An 18310-nucleotide genomic window follows, 5' to 3' on the forward strand; every position below is an offset into this window, starting at 1 on the left:
TAGACGGCTCGGCCAACCCCCCCCCCCCCGCCCCGCCCCGCCGCCGCCACCGCGAGTGCTCGCGGTGGCGGCGCCTGGGCGTGCACGCGGAGTGCGAGGAGAATGACTCGTACCGTGACGAGCCTGGCGGCCAAGGACGTCACTGAGCGTTACGGTCGCCTTTTCCCCGTTCAGCCCGCAGCGGGCCCCGGGGCGGCAGGGATGCCGCTAGGCTCGGCCAGCATCGGCGGGCGCACGCCCGACCCCCAGGCCAGGGAGCGACAGTGCTGATCACCCATGACACCCGGTGTGCGCTCGACCTCGTGGTGGGTCTGGTGAACACCACACCCGAGGGCAACGAGGCGGACGGGCTCCCAGATGTCGCCGCCCTCGACAATTTCGCGCGCGAGCACGAAATCAGCGATATCGGCGCCCTGTCGGAGTTCGACCTCTCGGCTGTACGCCAGATCCGCGGGCGGTTCGCCGCCGTCTTCGCCACGACGGACGGCCGAACCGCGGCCGGCCTGATCAACGAGCTGGTCGCCGCTGCGGGGACCACCCCCCGCCTGACCGACCACGACGGCTTTGACTGGCATGTGCACTACTTCGCACCCGGTGCCTCCGTCGCCGATCACATCGCTGCGGACTGCGGGATGGCGCTGGCTTTCTTCGTGGTGGCCGGAGAGCAGGAGCGGCTGCGCCGCTGCGAGGCACCGGACTGTCGGCGCGCCTTCGTCGATCTCTCCCGCAACCGCTCCCGCCGCTACTGCGACAGCCGCACCTGCGGAAACCGCCTCCATGTGGCCGCGTACCGGGCACGCCGGAAGGAAGCGGCGGGCTGACGAGAGTCCCGTGCCGGCGGGGCTGACGGAGCCCTCCAGCGGGTGACGCCAGGGGCTCCGCATACGGCTCAGAGCAACAGCAGATCGTGCAGTGATGCCATGAGCAGCAGACAGCCGATCACCGCAAGGAAGATCATCAGCGGTGGCTGGGAAAGCGCGAAGAGACAACCCCGACGCTCCTCGGGAGGAGCAGCGGTGTCGCTCTGGGTTCTGTCCAGCATCTCGCGTGGATCATGACGCAGCCGACAACCACCATGCGATCAACACGCCCATGAGGGTGGTGAGTTCGTCAATATCCGTGACGCGCCCAGAGGAAGTCGTCCCGGCGTGCGCCCCTCGTGATGGTCGAGCGCCCCTACCCGGCTGCCGTGTCGTCTCAGTCCGTCATATGCCGTGCTTCTTGAGGATGGCCTCGATGTCCGCGAAGTCGTCCGTGGGAGCGGGCCGGGCCGCCGGGCGGGTTGCGGCACCCAGCGTCGGCGTGGAGGCGGCAGGGGCCACCGCCTCGCCCTGCGAGGCCTTTACCGCCTTGCGCTCCTTACGGGTCCCTCCGCTCCGGCGCTCCACGGCCCGCGTGGTCATGAACAGCAGCCAGGCGATGCCCAGCACACCGAAGCCCGCCCATGCCGTGAGACTGAACGCCGTGTGGGCCAGCCAACCCACGGCTCCCGTCATCACCAGGCCGATGGGTACGAGCGCGTACGCGGCCATGCGAGCCGCCCTGTGGAAGCGCTTGCGGTAGGCCGTGACCGCGGCAATGCCCAGGCCGGCCACGGAGACGGCGGAACAGACGGTCTCGGCAATCATCCGGTGCTCCAGGCGGTGATCGGTCAGGCAGGTCGGTTCGTCCTTTCCATCCTGCACCGCCCGGCACCTCGGATGCCACGGTCCGGCCAGACCTCAGGGAGATCTCCGGGTCGGCTCCTCCTCAGGGCGCGGACGCATCTGCACCCGACAGGTCCCGGTCACCTCGCCGCGGGCCGAGACGAGACCAGTTTGGGACGCGGTCCGCGGTGCTGGGAGACTGGTGACCATGAGTGACTCCTCCGCCGCACCCGCCGCCGCACCTGTCCTGGACGTCTGGTTCGAACTCCAGTGTCCCGACTGTCGCACCGCCCTCGACGACCTGCGGGCGCTACGTGCCCGCTACGGCGACCGGCTGGAGCTGCGGCTTCGGCACTTCCCGCTGGAGAAGCACCAGCACGCCTTCGCCGCCGCGCAGGCCGCCGAAGAGGCACTGGAGCAGGGCCAGGGTTGGCCGTATGTCGAGGCCGTGCTCGACCGGGTCGAGGAGCTGGACCGCGCGGGAGAGTCCGTTCTCGTCGAGGTGGCCCGTGAACTCGGCCTGGACGCCGAGGAGTTCGACACTGCGCTGATCGACGGACGCCACATCCTGGTCGTCGACGCCGACCAGGCCGAGGGCAAGGCGATCGGGGTGACCGGCACCCCGACGTACGTCATCGACGGCGAGCGTCTTGACGGCGGCAAGAGCCAGGAAGGGCTGCGCGAGCGCATCGAGCAGATCGCGGACCGGCTGCTCGCGGAGCAGGAGGCCTGAGCGGGCCGTCCTACACCAGGGGCTTGGCCCAGGCGTACCGCGTCGTCTCATAGCCGAGCGACTCGTAGAGGCGTTCGGCCGGAACGTTGCCCGCGAACACGTGAAGTCCGAGGAGACGCCGGTCGGCGGCAATCGCCTGGGCCTCCGCGAGGAGCATGAGTGTGCGTCCGTGCCCTCGCCCGCGGTGGGCCGCATCCGCCCGCACGTCGAAGACGTACGCGCTGTCCTCCCGCACCGCCAGCCACAGGGCGCCCACGCGCAGGCCTTCGTGCTCCAGAACGCTGAACATCACGTTCTCCGTGCGCAGGCCGTTCGGCAGGACCTGCTCGTGGTCGCGCCGCGCCTTGGCGTACGCGTCGGCCTCGGGTACGCCCCGCTCGATCCAACTACGCGCGTAGTGCTCCGACTCGTCCGCGTCCCACTGGTCGAACTCGGCGTCCGTCATGGGTCGTGCACGACTCCCGGCTGGCAGTTCGGGGGCGATGTCGCCCAGCCGCTTCTCCATGTTGCGGCTGCGCAGGACGTAGCCGAGCGTCTCGGTGAGCCGCAACGCCGCCTCGGCACCGGCGGGAACCACGGCCTCGATCTGACCGCAGCCCCAGCCCCGCGCCACCTCCTCCGCGGCGAGTGCGGCCACCGTGGCCCGGCCGCGCCGCCTGTCCGGCTCCTCGATGCGCAGATCGCGGATCTGCGCCACCGAGTCACCGAGGCCGGAGGACGTGCCGAGGTGGAGTACGCCGACCGGCCGGCCGTTCACACACACCTCGTAGTGCTGCGATCGCGTGCCGTCCGTGGTGCGCTGAAGCGGCTCGGTCGGCCGCAGGGTCGTGGTCATCAGGGGTGTTCTACCCCTCACGCAGGCCGCCGTCAGCCGAATTTCCGCACCTCTTACGGATCGAGATCGTCCCCGGACCGCTCCGCGAAGATCCGCATGGCCTTGGCCGTCACCGGGCCGGGCACGCCCCGCAGTTCACGGTCGTCGACCCGGTGCACGGCCTGCACGTCACGGGTCGTGGACGTGAGGAAGATCTCGTCCGCACGCTCCAGGACGTCCAGCCGGAGGTCGATCTCCCTGGCCCCGGTCCACTCGACGGTGAGCGCACGTGTGATGCCCGCGAGGCAGCCGGAGGCCAGCGGCGGGGTGTGGATCTCACCGTCGAGGACGACGAAGACGTTCGACCCGGTGCCCTCGCAGAGGTGTCCCAGCGTGTTGGCGAACAGCGCCTCGGATGCACCCTGTTGCGAGGCCCGGGCGAGGGCGACGACGTTCTCGGCGTACGACGTGGTCTTGAGTCCCGCCAGCGCGCCCCGCTCATTACGGGTCCAAGGAACGGTGATCACGGCCGTGGAGTCGGGCCGCGGGGCGAGCTCGCCGAGGGCGACCACGAGGGTCGGGCCGGCCTCGCCGCGGCCGGAGCCGAGCGGGCCGTAGCCGCCGGTGTAGGTGATGCGCAGGCGGCCGAGCGCCATCGGGTTGGCCTCCAGGACGGCGGCGCAGGCCCGGCGGACCTCGTCGAGGTCGGGGTCGGCGAGGCCCAGGCCTCGGGCCGAGCGGGTGAGCCGGTCGAGGTGGCGGGTCAGCGCGAACGGCCGGCCGTCCACGGCCTTGACGGTCTCGAAGATGCCGTCGCCGACCGTCAGTCCGTGGTCGAAGACGGAGACGCGGGCGGACTCGATGTCCTGCAGCCTGCCGTCGAGCCAGAGCTTCACTGGTCTTACCTCGCTAGATCGTGGCGGCAGCGGCTCCGACATGCCGGTCCGGTGGGGGCCGACGCTCGGCGAGACCACTGCCGGGCCCGGCGTCCCTCCAGACGGACACAGCAGGTGAGAGGGCTCACCACGGCCCGCTGTCCTGGTGCTCCCCCGACGCTATCGCGAGCAGCCGGGCTGCCTTCAGTTCGGTCTCGCGCCATTCCCCTTCCGGGTCGGAGCTCCAGGTGATGCCCGCGCCGGCTCCGAAACGCAGGACACCCGCGCCCCTGTCGATCCAGAAGGTGCGGATACCGACGGCCAGCTCCCCCACCCCGCGGTCCGCGTCGACCCAACCGATGCCGCCGCAGTAGGGCCCGCGGGGCGCGGTTTCCAAGGCGTCGATGATCCTGAGGGCGCTGGACTTGGGAGCGCCGGTGATCGACCCGGCCGGGAAGGTGGCCTCAAGCAGCTCCGGCCAGCCGGCCTCGGCGCGCAGCTCGCCGCGGACCGTGGAGACGAGATGGACCAGGCCGGGGTGCTTCTCGACGGCACACAGATCCGGGACGGTCACGCTGCCGGTGACACAGACGCGCCCGATGTCGTTGCGGACCAGGTCCACAATCATCACGTTCTCGGCGTGGTCCTTCTCCAGGAGGTCCGCCTCGGTCCGCCCGGTGCCCTTGATCGGGCCGGACTCGACGACCCGGCCGTCGCGACGCAGGAAGAGCTCGGGCGAGGCGGTGGCGATCTCCACGCCGTGCTCCGGCAGGCGGATCGTTCCCGCGTACGGCGCCGGATTGCCGCGGGCGAGCTCGGCGGTCAGGGCGTCCACGTCGGCGTCGGGCGCGATCGGGGCGGAGAGCACGCGGCAGAGGTTCACCTGGTAGACCTCGCCGGCCGCGATGTGCTCGCGGATGCGCCGCACTCCCGCCGTGTACGACGCGTGGTCGAGTGACGACGCCCAGTCGCCTGCCGCCGGACCCCGCCACCCGCCCGGTACGGGGGCCGGTACCGGCTCCTCCCGCACCTCCCGGAAGCGGGCGCAGGTCAGCCGTCCCTCGTAGTCCGCGCAGACGGCCCAGAAACCGGTGGAGTCGAGCGCAGCGGGGTCGTCGGTGACATCGATCAGACCGGTGGCGACACGGTCGCCGAAACGAGCAAGAGGGGGAAGGTCGAGCACGCCGTCGAGTCTAGGACGGGTGTCCTTGAGGGACCCCCGGGGCGTCCTGGCCAGTCCTCGAGCGGGCGCGGCGCAGCACGCTGCACAAACGCGTTTTTGTGCTGGCCCCGGAATCCGCTAGAGTTCAACACGTCGCCGGGACGCGGAAGCGGACCGAAACGACAGGCGGACGTAGCTCAGTTGGTAGAGCGCAACCTTGCCAAGGTTGAGGTCGCGAGTTCGAGCCTCGTCGTCCGCTCGAAGGAAGCAGGGGATCCTCCCGATCCCCTGTACTCCTGGTGGAGTGGCCGAGAGGCGAGGCAACGGCCTGCAAAGCCGTCTACACGGGTTCAAATCCCGTCTCCACCTCCAAGGACGATTAGCTCAGCGGGAGAGCGCTTCCCTGACACGGAAGAGGTCACTGGTTCAATCCCAGTATCGTCCACTGGTCCGCAAGGACCCGCACCACCGATCCGCAAGGGTCCCCGCGCGATTAGCTCAGCGGGAGAGCGCTTCCCTGACACGGAAGAGGTCACTGGTTCAATCCCAGTATCGCGCACGCAGTATCCATGGCCTTCTCCTCGGAGTGGCCGTGGTCCCGAGGACGATTAGCTCAGCGGGAGAGCGCTTCCCTGACACGGAAGAGGTCACTGGTTCAATCCCAGTATCGTCCACACATCGAAGCCCCCGGCCCTGCAGCCGGGGGCTTCTGCGTGGGCTCAGCTGGAGAACAGCATGTGACCGAAGCTCTTGTGGCGGTGGTGTCCGTAGTGGTCGTGACCGCCGTGCGGGGCGCCCCAGGCAGGAGCCGCCGGATAGGCCTGCGGGGCGGGCTGCGCCCACTGGGCCTCCACTCGGGTCAGCGCCTCCAGTTCCCCGTAGTCCAGGAAGATCCCACGGCAGCCGCTGCACTGCTCGATCTGGACGCCGTTGCGGTTGTACGTGTGCATCGGAGCATGACACTTCGGACACTGCATGGTTGGCTCAACTCCTCGCCGGTCGCCGGTGCTTCGCCAAACAGAGACTCACTCCGGTCATGGCCGGTTGCACACTGTGTCGCACACCTCACGTCAACTCCGGCGAAATGGCGCCCATTCGGACACAGGCGTCGACCACGGCCTGCTCCACCTCGTCCAAGGGGCGCTCCGCCGCGAAGGACTTGACGACGGCCAGGGCCGCCGTCTGCACGGTGAGGGCGCGAGCGGGGACGTCGAGGGCGGGCCAGGGGTCGTCCACGGTGGGGACGGCCGGGCCGCCCTCCCGCCGGTACGCGGCGAGGAAACCGGTCCACTCCTCGGGCGCGAGCAGACCGCAGGCGTACCAGGCCGCCGGGCGGGCCAGGTCCCAGGCCGGGTCGCCCACACCCAGGTCGTCGATGTCGATGAGGCGCCAGGGGCCGGTGCCCACGGGATGGCGTACGAGCTGGCCGAGGTGGAGGTCTCCGTGGCAGAGGTGCCGTGCGGTGGGCAGGGGGGCCTCGGCGCGGGCCCAGTCCGGGAGGGCGGCCCAGGCACGGAGGACGGGCCCTGCTGCGGAGTGGGGGCCCAGCGCGCAGAGGCGCCGGATCGCGCGGGCGGCCTTGGCGGGACCGCGCATGGAGGGGAGGCCGGAGGGGGCCGGGGCCCGATGCAGCCGGGCGAGGAGGGTGGCGACTTCCTCCCAGGGGGCGGTCCGAGGAGAGTCGGGGTCCACGCGGGTGCCGTACGGCCAGAAGGTCACGAGGCGGCCGTGGAGGGTGACGGGCGCGGGATCACGGGGGGCGAGGAGAACGCCGGGAAGGCGGGCCGCGACGGTGAGGCGGAGAGAGAGACCGGCGGGATCGGTGCCGGGAGCGTGGGCCTTGGCGACGGTGTCGCCGTGGCGGACGACGACGGCGTCGTCCTCGCGGTCGGCGAGGACCGTGTCGGGGACCGGGCAACGGCAGTTCGTGCCGGGTTTCGCGTGCACTGCGGCGCGTGCTGTCGCGGTGAGCGCGGGCAGGAGTGCGTTCACGGTCTTCCCTGGGAGCTGAGGCTGTGCCGGGAAGCGTACGCGGACGCAGCGACCGGTGTTCGACTGGTACGGGCAGGGGACCCGCGGCAAAGACAACGCCCGCGCAGCTCCCCAGCTGCGCGGGCGTCTATGCCGTCCGCCGCACCCCCGTCCCCACGGGGTTTCATGGGTGGATGTCCCCGCCCGGACCGCTCTTCCGGGCCCGGGGCGCCGCTCAGCGCCCCAGCATCGCTCCCACGGACGACGCTTGTGTGACCACTGCATCCCAGCCGCCGAAGACGTACACGAGCAGGGCCGCCAGGGGGAGGACCATCGCCGCCGCCACCAGCGGGTGGCGCTGGCCGGAGCGACGGGTGCCGTACGCCTTGCGCCCCTGCGTGCGGATCAGTGTCCGCGGTGCCGTCTGGGCCATGGTCCCTCTCCTGACCGTTGCGCTGTTGTCCTTGGCAGCGGCGAGTGTCCGACCTCGGGGGACGAGTGCTGCACCCGCCGCTTGACCTCAAATCTAGGCACCGGGCGGGTCGGGGTCGTCATGCCCTCGTACCGATTGCCTGGCCTCCCGGAGGATGAGCCATGACCTGCGGTGTACTCCCCTGGGTGGAGATGCGGGCGCAGATCTCGGGGTCCTCCCGGAGGGGACGTCTGCCGCGCCTCTCGGGCCCGGAACCATCCCCCGTGAAACCGGCCGTTCCACCGGTGACGCTGCCCGGTTCACCTGAAGGGCGCCTTGCGGACGACGCCCCTACCTCGTTGCCCGACGCGCCCCTACCGCCCCCACCGGGTGACTTCGGTCACTTCGACGACGCCACCGCGCATCGACGTCTCGGCCCGGCGGACCACCCTGCCCACCACCGCTCCGTAGGTACGCGTCACATCCCCGGCACTCAGGGCCGTCTCCGCACGCTCACCCGTCCCGGCGTCAATCTCCCTCGCACGTCAGGGCGTTGGGGCCACCAGCGAAATACGGCTGTCGCGTTCACATTTCCCCTGACCGCCCGTCAAGTCCCCCAGCGGGCACTGACAATCGATCGGGGCGAGAGGGCGCGGCCTCTGCGCGCACCTGGCCGTGGAAACGTAAGCTGTGGCTCGTCAGACGGACCGGGCAGCGGGGATGGACATGGCGATGATGCGCCTGAGGCGTGAGGACCCGCGTGTCGTCGGCTCGTTCAGGCTTCACCGGCGGCTCGGCGCGGGCGGAATGGGCGTCGTCTACCTCGGATCGGACAAGCGGGGTCAGCGGGTCGCGCTGAAGGTGATCCGGCCGGACCTGGCGGAGGATCAGGAGTTCCGCTCACGGTTCGCGCGTGAGGTCGCGGCGGCACGGCGGATCCGCGGTGGCTGTACGGCACGGCTCGTGGCCGCCGATCTGGAGGCGGACCGCCCGTGGTTCGCCACGCAGTACGTGCCCGGGCCGTCCCTGCACGACAAGGTCGCCGGGGAGGGGGCGCTCACGGCCGCCGAGGTGGCCGCTGTGGGCGCCGCCCTCTCCGAGGGGCTGGTGGCGGTGCACGAGGCCGGGGTCGTCCACCGCGATCTGAAGCCGTCCAACATCCTGCTGTCCCCGAAGGGCCCGCGGATCATCGACTTCGGCATCGCATGGGCGACGGGCGCCTCCACGCTCACGCACGTCGGCACGGCCGTCGGGTCGCCCGGCTTCCTCGCCCCCGAGCAGGTGCGCGGGGCCGCCGTCACCCCGGCCACGGACGTGTTCTCGCTGGGCGCCACACTGGCGTACGCGGCGACCGGCGACTCGCCGTTCGGACACGGCAGCTCCGAGGTGATGCTCTACCGTGTGGTGCACGAGGCACCCCAACTGCACGGAGTGCCGGACGCCCTGGCCCCGCTGGTCCACGCCTGTCTGGCGAAGGACCCCGAGGAACGGCCCAGCACCCTCCAGCTCTCGCTCCGGCTCAAGGAGATCGCCGCCCGGGAGGCCCAGGGACTCTCGGACGTACGGGCGTCCGACCGGCGTGGTGAGCCGGACCGGCCGTCGGGGCGCCTGGCGGAGCAGTACGTCGAGCAGCGCACCGTGCGGCGCACACAGGGTCCGGGCACTCCCCCGCCGCGCGGCAACGGCCCCCGGTCCGGGGCGCGTCCGACATCGGCGCAGCGCGCAACGACCCGTTCCGGTGCCCGGCCCGCACCGCGCAGCGGAACCGGACGGCCGGCTCCCCGGACCAACGGGGCCGGACGGCGCCCGGCCAACCCACGGCTGCTGCGTCAGCGGCTGTTCGTGTTCGTCGTGGTGACGCTGCTGGTGGCGTTGGGCATCGCGGCGGCCCAGGGCTGCCAGGGGCCGGCCCGCGGGCTGGGCGACGGAGGCGAGCGCAAGGACGTACGGTCGGAGCGGTCGTACGCTTCCCCGCCCGGCGCCCCGATGGCCGCGCAGTACGGCGGCGAGCTGAGCCGGGACGACTGAGCGGCGGCCGTCACAGGCGGGGCAGGATCCGTTCGAAGAACTCGCGGTCACCGTCGAAGACCGGCTCCATCGCGAGGAACTCCTCCGCAGTGACCCAGCGGACCGCGCTCACCTCGCCCGGGTCCGCGACCACGTCGTCCGCGCCCACCTGAGCCGTCCACCAGTGGAGGCGGAAGAGTCCGTCGTCGGTCTCGGACTCCCAGACCTTCGCCAGCGGGACCACGGTCAGGCCGACCTCCTCGCGGACCTCTCTGACCAGTGCCTCCTCCTGGGTCTCGGCCGCTTCGAGGGTGCCGCTGAGCGGTGTCCAGTAGCCCGGGCGGCGTGCCTCGGGGCCACGCTCGATGACCAGCACCCGGCCCGTGCGCCGCAACACCGCGACGATCGCCTCTCGCTGGTCCACGGGGTCCTGCTCAGGGTTGGGGGCGGCCGGTGGCCACCGCGTAGAAGGCGACGGCGGCCGCCGCGCCCACATTGAGGGAGTCGACGCCGTGAGCCATGGGGATACGGACCCATTCGTCCGCGGCGACCAGCGCCCGGGTGGACAGGCCGTCGCCCTCCGCACCGAGCATCAGCGCGACCCGCTCCATCCTGTGCGGTGCCGTGTCGTCGAGGGTCTTGGCCTTCTCGTCGGGGGTGAGCGCCAAGAGCGTGAAGCCCGCCTCGCGAACCGACTCCAGGCCCCCCGGCCAGGTGTCGAGGCGCGCGTACGGCACCGAGAAGACCGCGCCCATGGAGACCTTCACGCTGCGACGGTAGAGCGGGTCGGCGCAGTCGGGTGACAGCAGTACCGCGTCCATGCCCAGGGCCGCCGCCGAGCGGAATATGGCCCCGATGTTGGTGTGGTCGTTCACGGATTCCATGATCACGACCCGGCGGGCGGTCGTCAGGAGTTCGTCCGCCGTGGGCAGCGGCTTGCGCTGCATGGAGGCGAGCGCACCGCGGTGCACGTGGTAGCCGGTGACCTGCTTGGCGAGTTCCGGGCTGACCGCGTACACCGGGGCCGGGAGCTCGTCGATGACGTCCCGCATGACGTCGACCCACTTCGCGGACAGCAGCATGGAGCGCATCGCGTAGCCGGCGTCCTTGGCCCGCCTGATGACCTTCTCGCCCTCGGCGATGAACAGGCCCTCGGCGGGTTCGCGCTTGCGGCGCAGCTCCACGTCGGTCAGGCCCGTGTAGTCGCGCAGGCGCGGGTCGTCGGGGTCCTCGATGGTGATGAGATCGGCCACAGGGTGATACTGCCTTGTCCTGGTGGTGTGGTGCCAACGGCTGGAACGGGCCCGGGTTACCCCGGGTCACTGGGCTGGGCGGGGACCTGTCGTGACGACCTCGCCGATGACGATGACCGCCGGAGGCTTCACGTCCTCGGCCCGTACGGTCCGTGCGACCGTCGCGAGGGTCGCGTCGACACGGCGCTGGGCGGCTGTCGTGCCTTCCTGGACCAGGGCGACGGGGGTGTCGGGTGCCTTGCCGTGAGCGACAAGCGTCTCGGCGATCTTCCCGATCTTGTCGACGCCCATGAGGACGACCAGCGTACCGGTCAGCTTCGCCAGCGACGGCCAGTCGACCAGCGAGCGCTCGTCATCAGGGGCGACATGACCGCTGACCACCGTGAACTCGTGCGCGACACCGCGGTGGGTGACGGGGATTCCGGCCGCGCCCGGCACCGAGATCGAACTGGAGATGCCCGGGACCACCGTGCACGGGATGCCCGCCTCGGCCAGCGCCTGGACCTCCTCCATGCCACGGCCGAAGACGAAGGGATCGCCGCCCTTGAGGCGGACGACCGACTTGCCCTGCTTGGCGTGTTCGATCAGTGCGTTGTTGATGGCCTCCTGAGCCATGAAACGGCCGTACGGGATCTTCGCCGCGTCGATCACCTCGACATGCGGCGGGAGTTCGGCGAGCAGGTCGCGGGGGCCGAGGCGGTCCGCGATGACCACGTCGGCCTCGGCGAGCAGACGGCGGCCACGAACCGTGATCAGGTCCGGGTCGCCGGGGCCACCGCCGACCAGTGCGACACCGGGGGTGCGGGTGCGGTGGTGCGGGGCGACGAGTGTGCCGTCGCGCAGGCCCTCCACCACGGCGTCGCGGACGGCGGCGGTGTGACGGGGGTCTCGGCCCTTGGCGTCGGTGGTGAGGACGGCGACCGTGACCCCCTCGCTGTGTCCGGTCGCCGGGGTCCAGGCGGTGGCCGCTTCGGCGTCGTCCGAGCGCACGCACCACACCCGGTGCGCCTCGGCCTCCGCGGAGGCCCGGAGGTTCGCGTCGGGGTCGTCGGTGGCGATGAGCGCGTACCAGGCGTCTTCCAGGTCACCGGACCGGTACGGGCGCTTCAGCCAGGTGATCTCGCCACAGGCCGCCATGGCCTCGACCGAGGGGGTCGCCTCGGGGGACACGAGATGTATGTCCGCGCCGGCCGCGATCAACGCGGGGAGGCGCCGCTGGGCGACCTGTCCGCCGCCGAGGACGACGACGCGACGGCGGAAGAGGCGGAGCCCTACGGGGTAAGGGGGGTGTACGGCCATGGCGGTGCGGCTCCTCTTGCGGGCGGCGGTGCGGTACCAGGCCTCTGCGGCTGCGGAGGGACCCTGACGTGGGGATTTTATGCGGGTCTCTCGGCAGCGCTCGGCCGGTCGGGAGCCGAGCGCCGTCGTCGGGGGCAGCAGGGCTTCGCGCCCGTTTCGAGAGGCCCTACTTCTCGGTGACCCCTGCGGAGTCGAACGTCGCCACCTCGTGCATCGCCCTGGCCGCGCTCTGGACCATCGGCAGGGCCAGGAGCGCGCCCGTGCCCTCGCCCAGGCGCAGGTCCAGGTCGACCAGAGGGCGCAGGCCCAGCTTGTTGAGGGCCGCGACATGCCCCGGTTCCGCGCTGCGGTGGCCGGCGATGCACGCCGCGAGGACCTCGGGGGCGATCGCGCGGGCCACCAGGGCGGCAGCGCCCGCGCTGACACCGTCCAGGATCACCGGCGTGCGCAGGGAAGCGCCGCCCAGCAGCAGGCCCACCATGGCCGCGTGCTCCAGTCCACCGAACGCCGCCAGGACGCCGATCGGGTCGGCCGGATCCGGCTGGTGGAGTTCGATGGCACGCCGTACGACCTCCGTCTTACGGGCCAGCGTCTCGTCGTTGACACCCGTGCCGCGGCCCGTCACCTCGGACGGGTCAGTGTCGGTGAAGACCGAGATCAGGGCGGCCGAGGCCGTCGTGTTCGCGATGCCCATCTCGCCCGTGAGCAGCGCCTTGTTGCCTGCGGCCACCAGGTCGCGGGCCGTCTCGATGCCGACCTCGATCGCCTGCTTGACCTCCTCGCGGGTGAGCGCGGGACCGGTCGTCATGTCCGCCGTGCCCGCGCGTACCTTGCGCGGCAGCAGGCCCGGGGTGGCGGGCAGGTCGGCGGCCACCCCCACGTCGACGACGCAGACCTCGGCACCCACCTGGCCCGCGAAGGCGTTGCAGACCGCGCCGCCGCCGAGGAAGTTGGCGACCATCTGGCCGGTCACCTCCTGGGGCCAGGAAGTGACGCCCTGGGCGTGCACGCCGTGGTCCCCGGCGAAGATCGCGACGGCCGCGGGCTCCGGGATCGGCGGCGGGCACTGTCGGGACAGGCCGGAAAGCTGCGCGGAGATGATCTCGAGCATGCCGAGCGCGCCCGCGGGCTTGGTCATCCGCTTCTGCCGCTCCCAGGCCTCGCCGAGGGCCTTGGCGTCCAGCGGGCGGATACCCGCCACCGTCTCGGCGAGCAGGTCGTGCGGCTCCTCGCCGGGCAGCGCACGGCGACCGTACGTCTCCTCGTGCACGACCCAGGACAGCGGGCGGCGCTTGGACCATCCCGCCTGCATCAGCTCGGGTTCCTCCGGGAACTCGTCGACATAGCCCATGCAGAGGTAGGCCACGACCTCCAGGTGCTCCGGCAGGCCGAGGGCGCGGACCATCTCCCGCTCGTCGAAGAAGCTGACCCAGCCGACGCCGAGGCCCTCCGCGCGGGCGGCGAGCCACAGGTTCTGCACGGCGAGCGCGGAGGAGTACGGGGCCATCTGCGGCTGGGTGTGCCGGCCGAGGGTGTGCCGGCCGCCGCGGGTCGGATCGGCCGTGACCACGATGTTCACCGGCGTGTCGAGGATGGCCTCGATCTTCAGTTCCTTGAACTGCTTCGCACGGCCCTTGGGCAACGACTTGGCGTAGGCCTCGCGCTGACGCTGCGCCAGTTCGTGCATCATGCGGCGTGTCTCGGCCGAGCGGATGACGACGAAGTCCCAGGGCTGGGAGTGACCGACGGACGGTGCCGTGTGGGCTGCCTCAAGGACGCGCAGGAGCACGTCGTGCGGGATCGGGTCGCTGCGGAAGCCGTTGCGGATGTCGCGGCGCTCGCGCATCACGCGCAGCACCGCCTCGCGCTCGGCATCGTCGTATCCGGGCGCCGCCGGGCCGGTGGACTCTCGTACGGCTTCCGCTGCGGCCGCGCTCTCCTCCTCGTCGGCGGCCCTGGTGTCCAGGTCCTCCGCCTGCTGTGCGACCACGAGTTCCGGGTCCACAAGGGGAAGCTCCGGGGTGGGTGCGTCGCCGTCGCGGGGGGCCGGAACGGTGGGGGCGGGCTGTTCCGCGGCCGGTGCGGCAGGCACCGGCTCCTCCTCGACAGCGGGCGGTGCGGACTCCTGCGCGGCCGACTGCTCGTCGACGGCGACGGGCGGCACGATCAGGGCGTGCGGCGGGGTCGGGGCCAGGTCCGGGGTGGTCGGCACGACGCCCTCCACGGGCACGAACTCGCCGAGCGACGGAGGTGCCTCGGACTCCACGGGGGCACCGGCCGACTCACCGGTCTCGGGCTGCTCGCCGGGCATCTGGCCAACGAACGCCTCGGGTGTGGCGGCCGGAGCCGGGGCGCCGTCCGGCACGAGCTGGAGAGGCTCGCCGCCCTCGGACTGTGTCTCCTCGGCGACGAGTTGCTGTGCTGCGTCGGGAATCCGGGCCGCCGCGTCGGCGATGTGGACGGAGGGGTCGGTGGTCTGCTGTTCGGGCTCCTGCGGGTCCGGTCCGGGGCTGACGTCCTCGGCCGGGTCCTGGGCCGGGTGGGCCGGGACGGGCGCGAGGGGCTCGGGGACCTGCACGGGCGGCACCGTGAGGTCGACGGACGCGGGGACGGCGGCCTCGGCGGCCTGCTGGGGCGCGACCGCGTCGAGGGTGGGCGCGACCGCATCGGCCTGCGCCGTGTCGTCCGACGGCTGCGGCGCGTTCGGCACGCCGACGAAGGGTGTGGCGTTCGGCGCCTGCGGGTCCGCTGTGGGCGCGGCTTCCGGGTGCTGGGGGGTGACCGGGGCGGATGATCCGTTCGGTACCGACGGTCCCGCGGGTGCCGGTACGGCCTCGGGGACCTGCGCGGCGGCCTGGGTGGGCTCGGTCTCGGCGGCAGATGCGCCGTCGGGCACGCCGAGCGCGCCTGCGGGCGCCGCCACGGCGTGCGCGGCGTCCGCGGTCGACGCGGCCGGCTGCGCCGCCATGGGTGCGGCCTGAGCGTCCTGCGGGTCGGCCGGCGCTCCGGACGGCTGGAGTGTCTCGGCAGCGACGGGGACCGCCTGCTCCTGGAGCGGCTCGGGCGGGGGCACGGGTGCCGCTGCCTCAGGTGTGACGGGATCCGTGATCGGCTCGGCCATCAGCGCCGACTCGGCCATCGGCTCGGGCTCGGCCGTGGGCTCCGGCTCGGCCATGGGCTCCGGCTCGGCCATCGGCTCCGGCTCCGCCGTTTCCACAGGAGTCCCCGCGTGGTCGGCCGGCGGGACGGTCTGCGTCTGCGTCTGCGTCGGGGCACCCCACGGCACCGCTCCCTGCGGGGAGTGCTCTGCGAAGTGCTGCACGTCGAGGTACTCGGGGCCGGTGGTCGGCGGCCCGGAGGGGCGCAGCGGGGCATCCGCCGGCCCGCGGTCGGACAGCGAACGCACCGGGCTGAAGGAGGTGCTCGGCGTGGGCGGACCGAGGTGCAGTGGACGGGGCGACGGGGTCGGCTGCGGCACGGACGCCGGAGGGGGCGTACGGACCGCACTGAGGTCGACCGAGCCGCTGTCCCGTCCGGCCGTCTCATGCGGGCCGGGCTCGTGGGTGAACGGCGCCGGGGCCGGGGCGGGCTGCGGCATCTCGTTGCCCCATGCGCCCTGCTGGCCGGGCATCAGAAGCAGGTCGTCGTCATCGGCGGTGGTGTCGGAGGGGTCGAGGTAGGTGTACGCGCCCGGCGCGAGGACGCCCGGCTGCTCCACCATGCCTGCGTTCTCCGGCAGCCCCTCGCCCGGGACCTGGCCGGTGTCGGTCATGCGTATCCCTCGCCCATCGGTTAGTGCTTCTACGACCAGCTCGCCCGGAACGGCGCGCCGACCGCCCGCAGTGAAGAACGAGCGTGCGTGCCCAGCGGCACGAACGACCCGCCAGCAATGGCGGCAAAGCCATCAACTGGCATTGTCGCGGCCGTCCCGCCGTCGCGACAGCTTGATCCGCCATGGCCCGCTGTGGACTGCGCCACACTGCGCGCCCTCCGGTTCTGCGGTACCACACCCGCCCCAAAAGAGGGGCGCTTTCCGGACCTTGACCGACGAAGCGCCGGATCACCCGAGTGAGGTACAACAATCCGCCAGCCTACCCCGCCCGTACGACAACGAGATCACAGGGAGCGTGCGGGCAAACGACCGCTGAGCAGGAACACAACACTCCGCTCCTTCTCCGTCCAGGCCCGCGTGTCGAGTTCGACGGACTGCAGCAGCGCGCACTCCACTTCGTAGCCGTGCTCCGCCAGGTCCCTGCCCATCAGTTCGGCGGCGTCGCGGGTCGCGGCGTGCGCGACGATGCGTTGCGGGCGGCGGTCGGCGACGGCCGAGACGACCGCGGCTCCCCCGCCGCCGACGCGTACGACGTCCGGTTCGGGCAGGTTCTCCAGGATGTGCGGGGCGGTGCCGTGCACGACCTGGAGCTGGACGCCGAAGCGGCGCGCGGCGCCCAACGTGCGGCCGCAGGCGTCCGGGTCACGGTCGACGGCGATGACAGCGGCCCCGCAGCGGGCCGCCTCCACGGAGAAGGCCCCACTGCCCGAGCCGATGTCCCACACCAGGTCGCCCACCCGGGGGCCCAGCCGGGCGAGTTGGGCGGCACGCAGCAGGTCCGTCTCACCTTCGCCGAGTTCGCCGCCGTACGCCTGGGCGGGCAGCGCCCAGCCGCGCGGTCCGGCACCCGGATCGCGGCCGGCGATCCAGCCGCCGTCGTCGGCCGCGGCCACGGGGCCACCGATGACGATGACGACATTGGGGTCGCGCCAGGTGTGGTCGGCGGCCCTGTCGGAGGTGACGACGGAGACCTGCTCGCGTTCGGTGCCGAGTTCCTCGCAGATGACGAAGGTGCGGTGGACCCCTTCGAGGAGCAGGCCGAGTTCGGCGGGCCCGGCGCCGGGTGAGGTGAGAACGGCGACTTTGGTGTGGGCGCGGCATACGTTCACCGCGCGTCGCAGGGTGCGGCGGTGTGCGACGACCACCTGTGCGTCGTCCCAGGGCATTCCCGCGCGCGCGAAAGCTGTGGCCACCGAGGAGACAGCCGGGACGACTTCCACCTCCAGCCCGAACTCGGGCGCGCGCAGGGTGCGCACGACGCCGAAGAAGCCCGGGTCCCCGTCGGCGAGGACCACGGCCGTGCCCCGGTGGGCGGCGATGCGGCGGGCGGCGAGGGCGACGCTGCCGAGGCGGATGCGCTCGGCCGTCCCCGGCACCTCGGGCAGGGCGAGATGATGGGCCGCGCCGGCGACGAGTGTGGCGGCCGCCAGGGCGGAATGCGCCGCGGCAGTCAGTGGCGAGCCGTCCCAGCCGATCACCGTGACCCGGTCGGCCATCGTCGTCAGCCTCCAGGGGTTCACGCAGGTCGTCAGGGGGCAGCCCGCACGGCGGGCTCCGTGAGGGTACCCGGTTCCGCTACGTGGACCCGAGCGGGGGCTCGGGTCTGTGGGAGTGGTCCCCCAGTGTCAGTTCCAGTTCGAGAACGACGTGAAACCACCGGTGTCGGCCAGTTCCTCGCTGACCCCGTCGAGGTCCTCCGGCAGCAGGCTCCACACGATGAAGTCGGTCCGCACGTCCGTCCAGGTGCCGTCCTCGGTGCGGACGTGCGCTATGCAGGCGTTGCGCAGGACGCCCTCGCTGATGCAGCCGATCTTCTGGGCGACCTGCTGGGAGGCGGTGTTGTCGGCCGCCGTGCGCAGTTCGATGCGCTCGAACTTCTGGTCCCCGAAGAGCCACTGGGCGACGGCGAGGGCCGCCTCGGAGGCGTAGCCCTCACCGCGGGCCCAGGGAGCGATGATGTAGGACAGTTCGGTGGAGCGGATGCGCCAGTTGGTCTTGGCCAGCTGGACGACGCCGACCAGGCGCTGGGTGAGGAACTCGGTGACCGCGAGATCGAGGCCGCGGCCCGCCGTGCGCTCGGCCGGGGCGTAGTCGGTGATCCAGGTGCGGGCGCGTTCCTCGGTGAAGGGCTGGGGGACATCGGTCCAGGCCGCGACCTGTTCGTCGTTCATCATCTCGGCCAGAGCGGCGACGTCGTCCTCGTCCAGGGGGCGTAGCACCAACCGCTCCGTGCTGATGGAGATGTTGGGGAAGGTGCTAGTCATGCGCCGCTCCGTAACCTTCGGAAATACCGTCAGGGCCTGACC

At 71.9% G+C, this 18310-nt stretch carries 17 protein-coding genes and 5 tRNA genes; 8 read left to right on the forward strand and 14 right to left on the reverse strand.

Translation table 11 applies throughout. The features are described from left to right. Positions 1 to 263: 263 nt before the first annotated feature. The gene (locus tag ACWDEX_RS24270; protein WP_450465988.1) at positions 264 to 821 is read left to right on the forward strand and encodes a CGNR zinc finger domain-containing protein; all 558 of its coding nucleotides are present in this window, start codon (positions 264 to 266) and stop codon (positions 819 to 821) included. Positions 822 to 889: 68 nt separating this feature from the next. On the opposite strand, the gene ACWDEX_RS24275 is transcribed toward ACWDEX_RS24270, so the two are convergent. After that, a complete protein-coding gene (locus ACWDEX_RS24275; protein ID WP_177198606.1) occupies positions 890 to 1042 on the reverse strand; it encodes a hypothetical protein in 153 nt (50 codons plus the stop codon). A gap of 163 nt (positions 1043 to 1205) precedes the next feature. Continuing rightward, positions 1206 to 1628 (reverse strand): hypothetical protein, encoded by a 423-nt coding sequence (locus tag ACWDEX_RS24280; RefSeq protein WP_450466115.1) that lies wholly within the window; start codon positions 1626 to 1628, stop codon positions 1206 to 1208. Positions 1629 to 1854: 226 nt separating this feature from the next. Between ACWDEX_RS24280 and ACWDEX_RS24285 the strand changes: the two genes are divergently transcribed. Beyond that, positions 1855 to 2379 carry a DsbA family protein gene (locus ACWDEX_RS24285; protein ID WP_450465990.1) on the forward strand — a complete coding sequence of 175 codons (525 nt, stop codon included), beginning with the start codon at positions 1855 to 1857 and terminating at the stop codon, positions 2377 to 2379. 10 nt (positions 2380 to 2389) lie between these two features. Here the strand turns inward: ACWDEX_RS24285 and ACWDEX_RS24290 are convergent, their stop codons facing one another. The 3 genes from ACWDEX_RS24290 to ACWDEX_RS24300 all read right to left on the reverse strand — a co-directional run bounded on the left by ACWDEX_RS24290 (position 2390) and on the right by ACWDEX_RS24300 (position 5251). Then, the gene (locus ACWDEX_RS24290) at positions 2390 to 3214 is read right to left on the reverse strand and encodes a GNAT family N-acetyltransferase (protein ID WP_450465991.1); all 825 of its coding nucleotides are present in this window, start codon (positions 3212 to 3214) and stop codon (positions 2390 to 2392) included. A 53-nt stretch (positions 3215 to 3267) separates the two neighbouring features. After that, positions 3268 to 4089, reverse strand: a complete 822-nt coding sequence (locus tag ACWDEX_RS24295) for an aminotransferase class IV (RefSeq protein WP_450465993.1) — start codon at positions 4087 to 4089, stop codon at positions 3268 to 3270. A gap of 124 nt (positions 4090 to 4213) precedes the next feature. Further along, positions 4214 to 5251 (reverse strand): chorismate-binding protein, encoded by a 1038-nt coding sequence (locus ACWDEX_RS24300; protein WP_450465995.1) that lies wholly within the window; start codon positions 5249 to 5251, stop codon positions 4214 to 4216. Positions 5252 to 5416: 165 nt separating this feature from the next. On the opposite strand from ACWDEX_RS24300, the gene ACWDEX_RS24305 reads away from it, so the two are divergent. From ACWDEX_RS24305 to ACWDEX_RS24325, 5 genes are all read left to right on the forward strand, one after another. Further along, positions 5417 to 5489, forward strand: a tRNA-Gly gene (locus ACWDEX_RS24305). A 39-nt stretch (positions 5490 to 5528) separates the two neighbouring features. Continuing rightward, positions 5529 to 5602, forward strand: a tRNA-Cys gene (locus ACWDEX_RS24310). Between the two features lies 1 nt (position 5603). Beyond that, a tRNA-Val gene (locus ACWDEX_RS24315) sits at positions 5604 to 5675 on the forward strand. Positions 5676 to 5717: 42 nt separating this feature from the next. Next, a tRNA-Val gene (locus ACWDEX_RS24320) sits at positions 5718 to 5789 on the forward strand. 43 nt (positions 5790 to 5832) lie between these two features. After that, positions 5833 to 5904 (forward strand) — tRNA-Val (locus ACWDEX_RS24325). A 45-nt stretch (positions 5905 to 5949) separates the two neighbouring features. Here the strand turns inward: ACWDEX_RS24325 and ACWDEX_RS24330 are convergent. The 3 genes from ACWDEX_RS24330 to ACWDEX_RS24340 form a co-directional block, all read right to left on the reverse strand. Further along, positions 5950 to 6207: a TFIIB-type zinc ribbon-containing protein gene (locus tag ACWDEX_RS24330; RefSeq protein WP_450465996.1), complete on the reverse strand. Its 258-nt coding sequence runs from the start codon at positions 6205 to 6207 to the stop codon at positions 5950 to 5952. Between the two features lie 88 nt (positions 6208 to 6295). After that, the gene (locus ACWDEX_RS24335; protein WP_450465998.1) at positions 6296 to 7222 is read right to left on the reverse strand and encodes a phosphotransferase family protein; all 927 of its coding nucleotides are present in this window, start codon (positions 7220 to 7222) and stop codon (positions 6296 to 6298) included. 214 nt (positions 7223 to 7436) lie between these two features. Next, positions 7437 to 7634, reverse strand: coding sequence for a hypothetical protein (locus ACWDEX_RS24340; RefSeq protein ID WP_450465999.1), 198 nt, complete (start codon positions 7632 to 7634; stop codon positions 7437 to 7439). Positions 7635 to 8333: 699 nt separating this feature from the next. Here ACWDEX_RS24340 and ACWDEX_RS24345 point away from each other — a divergent pair. Next, entirely contained in the window at positions 8334 to 9641 is a 1308-nt protein-coding gene (locus ACWDEX_RS24345) for a serine/threonine-protein kinase (RefSeq protein WP_450466116.1), read from the forward strand. Between the two features lie 10 nt (positions 9642 to 9651). Here the strand turns inward: ACWDEX_RS24345 and ACWDEX_RS24350 are convergent, their stop codons facing one another. From ACWDEX_RS24350 to ACWDEX_RS24375, 6 genes are all read right to left on the reverse strand, one after another. Continuing rightward, positions 9652 to 10044, reverse strand: a complete 393-nt coding sequence (locus tag ACWDEX_RS24350; RefSeq protein ID WP_450466000.1) for an NUDIX hydrolase — start codon at positions 10042 to 10044, stop codon at positions 9652 to 9654. Between the two features lie 10 nt (positions 10045 to 10054). Then, positions 10055 to 10873: a TrmH family RNA methyltransferase gene (locus ACWDEX_RS24355; protein WP_450466001.1), complete on the reverse strand. Its 819-nt coding sequence runs from the start codon at positions 10871 to 10873 to the stop codon at positions 10055 to 10057. A 66-nt stretch (positions 10874 to 10939) separates the two neighbouring features. Then, positions 10940 to 12172 carry a uroporphyrinogen-III C-methyltransferase gene (gene cobA, locus ACWDEX_RS24360; protein ID WP_450466002.1) on the reverse strand — a complete coding sequence of 411 codons (1233 nt, stop codon included), beginning with the start codon at positions 12170 to 12172 and terminating at the stop codon, positions 10940 to 10942. 166 nt (positions 12173 to 12338) lie between these two features. Next, positions 12339 to 15944, reverse strand: a complete 3606-nt coding sequence (cobT, locus tag ACWDEX_RS24365; protein ID WP_450466003.1) for a nicotinate-nucleotide--dimethylbenzimidazole phosphoribosyltransferase — start codon at positions 15942 to 15944, stop codon at positions 12339 to 12341. A 344-nt stretch (positions 15945 to 16288) separates the two neighbouring features. Next, positions 16289 to 17500 carry a precorrin-6y C5,15-methyltransferase (decarboxylating) subunit CbiE gene (cbiE, locus tag ACWDEX_RS24370; protein WP_450466004.1) on the reverse strand — a complete coding sequence of 404 codons (1212 nt, stop codon included), beginning with the start codon at positions 17498 to 17500 and terminating at the stop codon, positions 16289 to 16291. A 129-nt stretch (positions 17501 to 17629) separates the two neighbouring features. Next, on the reverse strand, positions 17630 to 18268 hold the full coding sequence (locus tag ACWDEX_RS24375) for a GNAT family N-acetyltransferase (protein ID WP_450466005.1): 639 nt from the start codon (positions 18266 to 18268) through the stop codon (positions 17630 to 17632). Between the last annotated feature and the right edge of the window lie 42 nt (positions 18269 to 18310).

This window comes from Streptomyces sp. NPDC001020 (assembly GCF_053599115.1).

Bases quoted from the DNA above. Each gene is read 5' to 3' on its own strand.
- ACWDEX_RS24275 (WP_177198606.1), bottom strand. From the start codon at position 1,042: ATGCTGGACAGAACCCAGAGCGACACCGCTGCTCCTCCCGAGGAGCGT.
- ACWDEX_RS24280 (WP_450466115.1), bottom strand. From the start codon at position 1,628: ATGATTGCCGAGACCGTCTGTTCCGCCGTCTCCGTGGCCGGCCTGGGC.
- ACWDEX_RS24285 (WP_450465990.1), top strand. From the start codon at position 1,855: ATGAGTGACTCCTCCGCCGCACCCGCCGCCGCACCTGTCCTGGACGTC.
- ACWDEX_RS24290 (WP_450465991.1), bottom strand. From the start codon at position 3,214: ATGACCACGACCCTGCGGCCGACCGAGCCGCTTCAGCGCACCACGGAC.
- ACWDEX_RS24330 (WP_450465996.1), bottom strand. From the start codon at position 6,207: ATGCAGTGTCCGAAGTGTCATGCTCCGATGCACACGTACAACCGCAAC.
- ACWDEX_RS24340 (WP_450465999.1), bottom strand. From the start codon at position 7,634: ATGGCCCAGACGGCACCGCGGACACTGATCCGCACGCAGGGGCGCAAG.
- ACWDEX_RS24345 (WP_450466116.1), top strand. From the start codon at position 8,334: ATGGACATGGCGATGATGCGCCTGAGGCGTGAGGACCCGCGTGTCGTC.
- cobA (WP_450466002.1), bottom strand. From the start codon at position 12,172: ATGGCCGTACACCCCCCTTACCCCGTAGGGCTCCGCCTCTTCCGCCGT.
- cobT (WP_450466003.1), bottom strand. From the start codon at position 15,944: ATGACCGACACCGGCCAGGTCCCGGGCGAGGGGCTGCCGGAGAACGCA.
- cbiE (WP_450466004.1), bottom strand. From the start codon at position 17,500: ATGGCCGACCGGGTCACGGTGATCGGCTGGGACGGCTCGCCACTGACT.
- ACWDEX_RS24375 (WP_450466005.1), bottom strand. From the start codon at position 18,268: ATGACTAGCACCTTCCCCAACATCTCCATCAGCACGGAGCGGTTGGTG.